Here is an 11,453-nt window from a genome sequence, read left to right as displayed (position 1 = left end):
GGTGCCTTTAAACAACTTATGCCAACGGGACAGTACTTCTAGCGTCGTCCAGTTGTTAGCTTTTTCACTATCAACATGAAGGACTAAATGTAAGTGATTATTCATGACAGCGTGAGCACAAATATTAATAGCAAACACCTGAGATAATGTAAAAATGCGTTGTTCAATCCAATGACGCCTGTGCTCGTAACTGACACCGGTTTCTTTATCAACACCACATAAAAAAGCTTTGCGAACGGTTTGACTGCAAATATGATAATACGGCGTATCAGATAAACTAATTTGTTGTGAACGAGGCTTAGGCATGACAATCACCACACTTATAAGAGGGTAAACTAAGTGTAGTTTATTGTTGGAAAATTGAACGGTTTATTATGGGTGGCTTAATGGGGGATATTTCTGTGTGACTAAATAATACCTTATAAAGCTATGTAAATATTTTTCGCAGTTTAGCTTTAACAGAGCGCCAATGAGTTAAAGGTAAATCTGGAGCTTTGGACAAGAGGTGTTGGTAGTCATCATCGCTAAGTTGAACCTCACCGCCATGCGCAAGCAAAATGGATTTAGGTTGAAGATTATGTAATTTAGTCAGTGAGCTTTTATAGCGATTGGGATAAAAAACGGGAAAAGGCGGAATAAATCGTCCTTTTACTTCCACCATTAGATCAGCTACATAAATAAGTTGACTTGGTTGGTGTAACAAAGAGATATCTCTATCGGTATGCCCTTGAGTATAAATGACTTGCCATTCAGCAAAACCGGGTAAAACCTCACCATCATTTATTTTTATGTCGGGCTTTAATTTGGAGGAGTACCAAAGGTTTTTTGCTGGTTTATTTTTACGTTTCGCAACCCAGCGAGTTAATGCCATATCGGTCAAGTGCATTAATAATCCGTCTACACCTGTGTACCAATGCCCAGAAACATTAGCAATGGCAATTTTACAACCAGTTTTTTTTCTCAATACATGAGCTGCTCCAGCATGATCTGGATGCATATGTGTGACGACTATGAGTTTAAGGTCCGAAAATGGACGTTGTAATTCTTCTGTTATAAAAGTCTGAATGGTTTCGACATCTGCACGGCAGCAACCATCGAGTAACAATAATTTTTCAGAATATTCTACTAGGTAAATAGATTGAATATAGCCTTCAATTTGGTGCAATTTCATTTTATAAAGATCATTAGTTTTTTGTTGTTTACTTATAACAAGCTTGATCCATAAATTCAAACGCTCGTTTTAATCTTTATTTAATGCCACGGCACAAATACAGTCATCCCAGAGCAACATAGTGACGCCGGCAATGGTGGCATTTTGCCAGTCAGGTTATTCGATTAATTGGTAATATTTATAGTCAAACAATGCGTCTTTTTATCTGTGGGGAAAGTCCGCTGTCGTATCAGATAAGACAGTTTTGGTACTGATTGAGGGTGTTAGGAAAGCTCTTTTTTGGCAACTACTGCCCTTAGAGTTATATTTTAGAAGTTAGCTATTTCAGCGTTTGATTAAATTTTTTGAAAGGTATATTCGGTGCTTAAACGTAATAATTTCAGTTTCCAACGTTATTCAACTTCTACAATTAGTTAAGGAAAACGGTGATTGCTATCGTTAATGGTGTCAGTAATGCACAACTAACATTGTAAGCAAGGTATATAGGGTGTTGACCAATGTTTTCTTTAAATTTTATTGCACCATATAAAGCGACAAAGGCCAATGCCAGTGGAATAAACGCCATTGCACTCATTGTGGGTAATAGCTTTTGGCTAATAAAAAAGCCAAGTAATAACGTTGAGCACACCGAAAAGATGAAAAAAATGCTATTGCTTGCTTTTATGCCAAAGGCAATAGGAAAATGATTTCGACCGATACTTTTATCAGCATCAATATCAGGATATTGGTTTAAAAGTAATAAGTTGTTAATAAGAAAAAAAGGGATCAAACCTATTAGCCAAGGTGTTGTTGAAAAATGGCCAGATAAAATAACTTGGCTGCCTGCCACCATCAGTAAACCAAAACAAAGTCCGGGGGCAACTAAACAGGTAATGGGCCATTTATTAATCCACTTTGTGTAACTAATAATAATGGCTAATCCAAGTAATCCCATCGGCACTAAGGCAATTACTGCTACGCCATAAAGGGTGACGAAATAAACACCAATCAGAAAGGTTAAAAGGGTTGTGACAATCGCGGCTCTTTTTACCCCGGGAAGTAACTCTGGATGCTGAGATAATAAACCGCTACCACCGCTAAAGGGGGTTCTAATTGTTTTCAGATCTAATCCGCTGACGTAGTCTTGATATTCATTAATGGTATTAACCGCAATGTGCGCAGAGATCGCCCCTAAAAAGGCAATGGCTAATACGGCATAATCAACCGCACTTTGTTCCATATAACTAATACTAGCACCCAGAAAAACACAAATAGGGGCTAATATTAAGAAAGGTAGGCGAAATGAAGGAATAATAGCGGTTAGTGTCATGTTCATTTATTATCCTTTATCTAGATAGTAAAATATTCGCGAAAAGTCTTTTATGTTCAAAGTTATTGGCGTTGAAGGCGTTATCAAGCCTTCAACGTGTTACTAAACCAAATTAACGTAACTAATAAGACTTAATAACGACAGGCATTAATTTTTAGATGGTTGGTAATAAGCACTCTTCGTAGTCATCGTTTATCCGTTAGGTATAACAAGTGAGTCATCTTGCGAATACAAATGTAAATAACAGCCTTTGCCTGCTAGAGTTAACCGGTAGGTAATTTCAGCTCTTTCTAAAAATCCTTGTTCAACAAGCCCGTTATCAATTAAAAAATCGAACATTGTATTCGACAGTTCACCCATTTTTGCTTTTGCACTTATTTCCATTTTAGTCGCAACACCTTTAATAGAGTTAATGGCGTAAAGTGCACGAATAATTGCCGCTTCTTTATCACCTATGCTTGGCATGGGTCCTTGGTAAGGGGGAAATTGTTTGGTGGGATATTTTCCATAAACACTTTTATAAGAGGCTTGCATCGCTTGAATATCATCGTCTTTATTATTGGTCAGTTTAAAGATGTGAAAAACACCTGTTTCTTTACTGAGGTAATCGACTTTGGCTAAAAAAATAGGTAATCCACATCCTTGAGCAACATGGTAAAAGCCTGTTTTCCATTTTGCTACTCCACCTCTTGTACCTTCTGGAGTAAATAAGAAAAATACTCGTTTACCTTTTTGTGTTTCAATAAATTGCTTGATTTGTTCAACTTGTCCTAAGCCTGTAGATGAACGATCAATAGGCATAGCGCCAAGGTACATCAACCAACGACCTAAAAGAGGTATGCGGCACATACTGTCTTTAATAGAAAAATATATTTTCACATCTTGCAATATCGCAGCGCCAAGCGCATAAACAAAATCCCAATTCGATGTGTGCGGTGCTGCAATAGTAATACCTGCACCTTCGGGAGTGGCTGTGCATAATTTCCAGCCCGAAATTTTAAACCAAAAACTAAAAACGAATTTTAAAATGTATTTACTAAAAATACCGTCAAAGATTGTTTTTTCACGGATACGAAGATTTTTTCTGGCCATAGTTATATAGTATTTAATGAGTAGTTAATATTTAATAGTAGCATATTATACAGTTTATTTGACGCGATAGATCAATATATGAGGCGGTAGTTTTATTCATCAAAATACCGCTAAAATACTGTTTTAGGTTACAGTAAAAGATAGTATTTCCTTGTGTTCACCATCTGTTCAAAAGAAAACTTATCGTAAATTAATATCGTAAATAAATTGTTATTAAGTCGACGTGTTGTTTACGATGAGTATAACGAGCAGATAGTGCGACAAGTTATAAGGGCTAAACCGCACAAAAAATAAAATAGATAAACCGATAAACATCCAAGCTGATAATTTCAACTTTTACTTCTTCTAAAGTCATCTGATCGCGTTCATTGGCTAAGATTGGAGTAGCCAGACTTGCCACAACATTAGCCACATTTATTAGGCCATATTTAAATTTTGACTCAAGGCTCACTACATTTAAAGTTTATTGTTGATATACATTGAGAGGGTTGATCTAGGCGGGACTTCTGTTTATGGCGAGAAGTAGGGCTAGCAAGACTTTACTTTACGATTAAGTAAATAAAATCATTACTAGCCGCTAACGATAGCGCACTATTACTCTTTGATAAAAACACTGGTGGTTAGTGCTGGAACAAAAAAGCTGTTTTCATTGCTGGTACTCTCTTTAACAACACTATCAACGCCCTGTTGTTGAATAGGGTGCAATTGATATTGTGCTGCCTCTTTAAAATTGATTGTTTTAGCGGTGGTACTGGTATTAAAAATAACAACGAGCGCTGATATGTCAGCATCTACTTGCTGATATTTTTCGGTATCATCGATGCTCATCACAATTAAGCCAATTTGTTGTTCTTTACCGGTATTGTGAAATTTCACACGCTTTATTATTTGCTCACTGTTGGTAAGACGAAAAAGGGAGGTACTCATGCGTAGACTAATGAACTCTTTAAACACTTCTGCACTAAACTCTATGTCAGTTGGGCTAACAATATCTCGCCCTTCATTTTTTGCCAGTACTTTTTTAATCAGTGGCCAGTTTGCTTGGTCTTTATCTGCTGGCGGTAAACCGACATTATAATTATTGCTTTGCTTGGTAAAATCGACTTTATTAAACCAATCACCATAGTCGTAACTGTCGCGTAAGAATGACTTTGAACGTAAAAACTCTGATCCCATATGTAAGAATGGAATGCCCTGTGCGAAAATAGCAAAGGACAGTGATTGTAAGTGAATACGTACGCGATCTTTTGTTGAGGTATTAAAAGGTAAGCGGTATTGATTATTGTCCCATAATGTTTGGTTATCGTGCTTAGATACATAGTTAATGGTATCGGCAGGATCTAATGCATAACCGGTTGGTTGGTCACCATAAGGAATTTCTTTACCGGTAACGTGTTTATCTTGAGCATTTTTAAGAGGGAAGTTAGCTAAATTAGCGGCTAAACCAATACGTAATTGATCTGCGGCGAGTAGATAAGCTTTTCTTGATTCGACTCGATCCACTAATTCATTAGGCATAGTGCTTAAACCACTGCCGATACCTTGGCTTTTACGAATATCATCGCCACTGGCGCTAAAGGCTCCACCGCGAACTGCATCGCGTAAACGGTCGGTAAAGGTACCGATTTCTGTGCCAGCCAATGCTAATTGGCTAGCTTGCGTAAAACGCTGATTATTCGCTACCTCACCAAAATTCCAACCTTCGCCATAAAAGTAGGTGTCTTTATCAACCGCTTGTACTGCTTTTTTGGCTTTAAGCATCGCTGATTTGGGTTGGTGTGCCATAAGGTCGAAGCGAAAGCCGTCAATTTTGTAGTCTCTTGCCCAAACAACTAATGAGTCTGTCATTAACTTTTCCATCATGACATTTTCTGTGGCAGTGTTATCACAACAGGTTGATTGTGCGATTTTTCCGCTGATAGGGTCAAGACGATGATAATAATTAGGGACAATTTTATCAAGCACAGCAGTTGGCGCTAGCCCTGCTTGATGAGTATGGTTATAAACGACATCCATGATGACGCGAAAGCCTAGATTATGAATACTTTGTACCATTTGACGAAATTCAATAATACGTGCTGAGCCTTCAGGGTTTTGAGCGTAACTGCCCTCTGGAACAGTATAATGGAAAGGATCGTAGCCCCAATTGTAATTATCAATTTCTCTAATAGAACTGACTATCGCTTGGCGCTCCTGTGTTGCAGAGGGCAGTGTTTCTAAATATTCTTGTATCGTCATTTCTTGGTCTTCGAGCCGACAAAGCTTATGTTCGGGCACGAGTTGGCAAAGTTTGCTAATAGGATTATTTAGATCAATAACTTGTGTGTCATTTTCGTTAGCGGTACCAATATCAAAGGTGGGCAGTAGATGAATATTGTTAATACCTGCTTTTTGTAGATCCTTAAAGTGTTTAATGCCAGCGCTATTTTTTTCGCTGAAAGCGGCGTACTTTCCACGAACAGCAGGTGATGAAAGTTGCGGATCGTGGGCACTAAAATCACGAATGTGGGTTTCATAAAAAATATTATCTTCAGGGTTCTTAATTAAAACATCTTGCTGTAATTCCCAGCCATTAGGTTTGTTTTTTGAGTCGTCTAAATTGATAACATGTGAATATTCACTGTTTGTTGAAAGGCTTAAGGAATAGGGATCTGTGGTGGTTAATGTTTCAATTTTATCGCTAGCCGGGTGATATATTGTCAGCTGATACTGGTAGTAGACTTCTTGTTGAGTATTAATAACTGCACCAGACCAAATACCGGTATTGCTATCTTCTTTAAGTGGCACAACATGCGTCGCTTGCTTGTCTTTATTAAACGCTAATAAGGTTACCTGTTTTGCGGTCGGTGCCCACAGTGCAAACTCAATAGAATCTTTACTGAGAGTGGCCCCTAAATTATTTAGCTCATTAGCGTCGTTACTTTGTGAGGTAAATAAAAAATCCAATAATTGAGCTGTTTGTACCTGTGCTGTGTGTTTTGAATTTGTGCCCTTGCTTGCAGAACTGACATATATTTTATTTTTCAGTGCTTTTTTAATCTTATTAGTAGCCAGCTTTACCTCAAATACATTAAATGAACGTAAATGTTTGGGGATAAGCAGACGATTTATTTCTCCTGTGAAGGGCGTAAGTGTGGCTTTTTCAATATGTCCGCCATCATCAAAAGTTAACGTATGTTGTTGATGTAAATTATCTTCAGGTAATAAAAGCAGTTCTGGGGTCAGCCAATGTGCAGAAAAGTCTTGGCTTACTAAAGGGGAAACTGCTGCTGACTTTACGCTCGTTTCTGTAAGCTGGGTTCTTGTTGGTATACTTTGATCATGCTGACATGAGCTTAGACATGTCGTGGTGATAATGATTAGGCTTAATTGTCGAAAACGAGCTAAAGAAATACGCATAAGGATAAATAACAAAGTAAATTAATGATGTTAATAAGTTACGCATTTATCAGCAATATAAACAGTTTATTCTAATTTTTACATACGTATTCAGCCAATCTGCTGACAAGTTATTTTACCCATAAAAAAGCGCCAAGAATATTCATCCTCAGCGCTTTCTATAGTGTTAGCCCAGCTTAAGTACTTAAGCTGTTCGATTAACTTACCTGATGACTATGGCTGACATTCTTGTATCGCTAAACGGCCAACATTATAGCCTTTACTTGGGTTTGCGCTGTCGAGTGTTAGTAAAAAGCTGTATGAGCCTGCCGCCAGTGTCGTATTGTTATTGGCGTCGCCAGCGTTATTATAAGCAACAGGGTAATTGATACCTAAGGCTAAATTCTCCCCTTCAATATCGTTACTATCGTTTTCTTGTACCCACAATTGTGTGGTCCAACTACCGTCATCTGAAGCCAGTTTAAATTGCATTGCCCCGTCAAATTCAGCTACGGCTTGATACCGGTTATTGCCTTTGTAATGTAATCGAAACTCTTCAGTGGCATTCCACGCTGAATGATCGCCACGAACAAAGAGTTGGCCACTACCATTAATATCAAAAGGAATGTCGTCGCTTGAATCAACTAAAGCAGCACAATCTACTGTGGTGTTTTTGGTCACAATCGTTAAGCTTGGCGTCGATGTGCTGGCATTTAAGCTAAAGTTATAATTACCAGCAGTCGTGGTGGTTATTTCTATATTACCACTGTTATCGGCCGATGCTGTTATTGAGTTATCAGTGAAGGTGACATCACTAAAGGCGAGGTCTACCGCCGCCCAATCATCAGAACCCACTTTAAAAATATGCGTGCCAACCGCTAAGGTGAAATCAATCACATAGTCGCCGTTCCCTTGATAAGTAAACATATCGATTGCTGTTAAACCGTCGTCACCCCAATTATTCATTGACCCACGTAGGTAAATACTTGTCTCGCCATAAGGGGCGGGGTCAGGCGCATTTAAGGTCGCATCTGCTGCTAAACCAACGCCTTGTGCCATTGCTTGTGGTTTTACAAAGACTGCAGTAGTTAACGCAGGTACAGTGAAGGTGCCTTTTCCTGAAGCCTCAACAAATGATGCTGTTTGAACATTAGTATCGGCAGAGCTTTGTTGTACGCTGTGCAACTCAAAGCCGGTCGCAGTTAAAATACTTTGTGATTGCGCGGATGCAGTGCCGTTTATCACCACAACAAGTGCATCAATATTCTCATCAAGGTCAGTTAGACCGTTACCATCATCAATACTCATCACAATTAAGCCCTGAGTCTGTTCGCTACCGGTATTATGAAAACCTAAACGTGCACTAATATCAGCTTGCGTGGTTAACCTAAACAAAGGGCTTGAGGCGCGAATACTCAAAAACTCTTTAAATATATTTGATGAGAATTCAATATCACTGGCTTGTGGCGCTGTTTCGCTATTATTGATCAGTGCTGTCATCAACGACCACTTACTTTCATTGTCTTGCGCAAGTGGCAAGCCGACATTCCAGTTATTGGTACTCATAGTGAAATCAACTCTATTGAACCAGTCACCGGCATCATAAGTGTTTCGGTCCATTGATTTTGAGCGCAGTAAATCACCACCCAGTTGGAAAAACGGAATACCTTGACTGATTAACGGCAAAGTCCCGGCAATATTTTGTATGCGCACGCGATCATTAAGACTAACTTCGGTTTCAATGCCATATTGCAGTTGATCCCATAAGGTTTCATTATCATGTTTTGAGACATAGTTAATGATGTCGGCAGGGTCTTTTCCGTAAGAAGGCTTACTAAAGGTACTACCCGCTTTGATGTTGTCATTCTTATCTTGTAGTTGATAATCTTTTTGGGTACCAGCAAGTCCTAAGCGAATAATGTCTTGGTCATTTAAACTACCAGCACTTTTAAATAAAGAGGCACTGCGAATAATGTCGCGAGGTCGATCGTTAAACGTACCGATTTGCGAACCCGTCATATTATTTTGATCCGCTTGTTGATAGCCTTTATCATCACGCGTCCAACCTTCACCGTAGAAATAGTTGTCGGTGTCTATTGCTTGTACAGCGGTGCGAGCACTTAAAATCGATGCTTTTGAATTATTACTCATAATGTCAAAACGAAAGCCATCAAACTTATAGGCTTGTGACCAAGTAAGTAATGAGTCTTGCATGAGTTTATGCATCATTTCATGTTCAGGCGCTGTATCTTGGCAACAAGTTGCTGTTTCAACATTACCTGAGGTTAAATCACGGCGGTGATAGTAACCGGGTACTACTTTATCAAGCACTGAGTTTTCCCATAAACCCGAAGAGTTAGTGTGGTTGTAAACAACATCTAAAACAACACGTAAGCCCATTTCGTGCAAAGCTTGGTTCATCGCACGCATTTCAGTTATGCGAGCGACACCATCAGGATTTGATGAATAACTACCATCGGGCGTTGTGAAGTGTTCAGGATCATAACCCCAATTAAAGCTGTCTAAGCCTCGCAATGATTCGGCAAGCGCTTGTGCAGCTGTGCTGGTCGGGTCGTAACTGGCGAATACCTCGGCTAATGTATCACTAGCATTTTCAACACCACAAACAGGCGCGTCACTTTTCTTAGCACATAATTCGCTGACGGTATTATCAAGGTTAATACGATTAACGGCATCTTCATTTATGCTGGCAATATCGTTGGCGGGTAATAGTTGAAAGTGTGTTAAGCCTGCGTCAGCAAGAGATTTTAAATGTGTTACGGGTACAGAGGTTTCTTCGGTAAAGGCAAGGTAGTTACCTCGGTTTTCTACACGGGTGCTGGCGTCTAAAATACTAAAGTCACGTATGTGGCCTTCATATATAACACTGTCTTCAGGGTTAACAACTTTAGGAACGGTGTGACTGTCCCATCCGATGGGTTTTAAATCACTATCAGCTAAATTAACAAACTGAGAAAAATCGCCATTGGTTGATAAAGAAACCGAGTAAGGGTCTGTGGCTTCAATTGTTTCAATACGCTGATTTTGTTGATGATAAACAGTTAACTCATAGCGATAAAATAAGCGGTCTACTGTGTTTGGCGCGGTAAATGACCAAATACCTGTTGCTGCGTCAAGGGACATCGTATGGCTTGACTGTAAAGCTTTACTTGCGTTGTACACCTTAAGGGTAACTTGCTGTGCTGTCGGTGCCCAAAGTTTAGCGCTTATCTCGCTAGCACTGTAAAGAATACCTAAATCTGCTTCGTTAGCATCGTTATTTGCTGAGGTATATAAAGCGTCTAAGATACGGGGTGTTTGTAGGTAAGTTGCGGCGATAAGTGAATCGTCACTCGCATATGAAATTGCCAATAATTTACCGCTAAGCATTGATTTGGCTTTACTTACCGATGCTGATGTTGCGGTAAATGCCGCTAAATTTTTATAGCGAGGCATATTAAGTGAAATCGCAGGGTGTTCGCCACCAGCTGCGGGGAGGTACTCAAGGTAGTTATCTCCAGAAATACCGTTTTCACCATCAAAAGCTAAGTCGTCAGTGGTTGAACTATAAATGCGTACTTTAGCTACGTTGGTACCGGCGTTCCAAAAAACGGTATTTTCATTGGCCCAGTGCGCAGCAACATCGTTAATTAATATGCCTGTTGGAAGTAAGGTCGCCTGGGCATATACATCACTGATACCTGATAGTGTCCAAGTCATGCGATCGCCGCTTAAATCAGCTTGATGGTCGATGCCACCTAAGTCTTTATCATCACCTTTATGAACAATAAAGTTAGCACAATCGCCATAACCTGCTTTTAAATCGATAAGCCAGTAAGCGCCGTAATTTGGATCTAGCCCTGTTTGTGCTTGCCCCGTTGCCCAGTCAGTATCGGCGTTGGCATAAGCGTCACAAGTCTCGTTGTTCCATAAATGTATGATCCAATCGCTGTAAGTTGCGTCCGCACGGTTATAGAAAATGACTAATTCGTTATCACCTGCAGTAACTATTGGCGCTGGTAATCCCGCTGTAGCAATATCAAAGGTCAGGCTAGCAGTAGCACTAGCATTACTCGGGTCGGTAACAGTCAAGCTTGCCTGATAGTTTCCTGCGCCCGATGAGGTCACGGTTGTTGAAGTATTGTTTGCACAATCAGCGATGGTCACTGTTGTTAAGCCATTGCCTGGAGATAATTGACAAGATAATGCATCGCCGTCACTATCGGTAACAGACCATGAATAAACGATTTCCTTAGGTGATGACTCAATAATTTCATGGCTGAAATTCGTCATAGTTGGCGCATTATTCACCTTGTCAGGTATATTAACTTTATCACCACCATCACTGCCTCCACCGCCACAAGCACTTAATGCGGTGGTAACCGTTGCTATAAGGGCAACCTTTTTAAATTGAATTATTGTCATCTTATCACTCTTAGGTTTATGCAATATTTATCTGTTGCACATTTGAGCTACGCTAGATAAATATTATTTTTAATTATT

At 39.5% G+C, this 11,453-nt stretch carries 5 protein-coding genes and 1 pseudogene; all 6 read right to left on the bottom strand.

Going from position 1 to position 11,453, the window contains the following annotated elements; all coding sequences use genetic code 11:
- Window positions 1–306 (bottom strand): annotated as a pseudogene (locus H4J56_RS14110) (transposase); the annotation flags it as partial.
- 121 nt (window positions 307–427) lie between these two features.
- The gene (locus tag H4J56_RS14105; RefSeq protein WP_182214123.1) at window positions 428–1,171 is read right to left on the bottom strand and encodes an MBL fold metallo-hydrolase; all 744 of its coding nucleotides are present in this window, start codon (window positions 1,169–1,171) and stop codon (window positions 428–430) included.
- 409 nt (window positions 1,172–1,580) lie between these two features.
- The gene (locus H4J56_RS14100) at window positions 1,581–2,486 is read right to left on the bottom strand and encodes a prenyltransferase (protein ID WP_220465955.1); all 906 of its coding nucleotides are present in this window, start codon (window positions 2,484–2,486) and stop codon (window positions 1,581–1,583) included.
- Window positions 2,487–2,672: 186 nt separating this feature from the next.
- Complete coding sequence (locus H4J56_RS14095; RefSeq protein WP_182242875.1) at window positions 2,673–3,572, bottom strand: 1-acyl-sn-glycerol-3-phosphate acyltransferase; 900 nt, start codon at window positions 3,570–3,572, stop codon at window positions 2,673–2,675.
- Between the two features lie 594 nt (window positions 3,573–4,166).
- The gene (pulA, locus tag H4J56_RS14090; protein WP_182259503.1) at window positions 4,167–6,971 is read right to left on the bottom strand and encodes a pullulanase-type alpha-1,6-glucosidase; all 2,805 of its coding nucleotides are present in this window, start codon (window positions 6,969–6,971) and stop codon (window positions 4,167–4,169) included.
- A gap of 213 nt (window positions 6,972–7,184) precedes the next feature.
- The gene (locus H4J56_RS14085) at window positions 7,185–11,375 is read right to left on the bottom strand and encodes an alpha-1,6-glucosidase domain-containing protein (protein WP_182214115.1); all 4,191 of its coding nucleotides are present in this window, start codon (window positions 11,373–11,375) and stop codon (window positions 7,185–7,187) included.
- Between the last annotated feature and the right edge of the window lie 78 nt (window positions 11,376–11,453).

It is taken from the genome of Colwellia sp. BRX8-4 (genome assembly GCF_014077345.1).
In the GTDB taxonomy this organism is placed as follows: Bacteria; Pseudomonadota; Gammaproteobacteria; order Enterobacterales; family Alteromonadaceae; genus Colwellia_A.
This window is presented reverse-complemented; position numbering and strand designations above follow the sequence as displayed.

What these genes read in the sequence shown, in the direction of transcription:
- H4J56_RS14105 (WP_182214123.1), bottom strand. Translation starts at nt 1,171, where the DNA reads ATGAAATTGCACCAAATTGAAGGCTATATTCAATCTATTTACCTAGTA.
- H4J56_RS14095 (WP_182242875.1), bottom strand. Translation starts at nt 3,572, where the DNA reads ATGGCCAGAAAAAATCTTCGTATCCGTGAAAAAACAATCTTTGACGGT.
- H4J56_RS14100 (WP_220465955.1), bottom strand. Translation starts at nt 2,486, where the DNA reads ATGAACATGACACTAACCGCTATTATTCCTTCATTTCGCCTACCTTTC.
- pulA (WP_182259503.1), bottom strand. Translation starts at nt 6,971, where the DNA reads ATGCGTATTTCTTTAGCTCGTTTTCGACAATTAAGCCTAATCATTATC.
- H4J56_RS14085 (WP_182214115.1), bottom strand. Translation starts at nt 11,375, where the DNA reads ATGACAATAATTCAATTTAAAAAGGTTGCCCTTATAGCAACGGTTACC.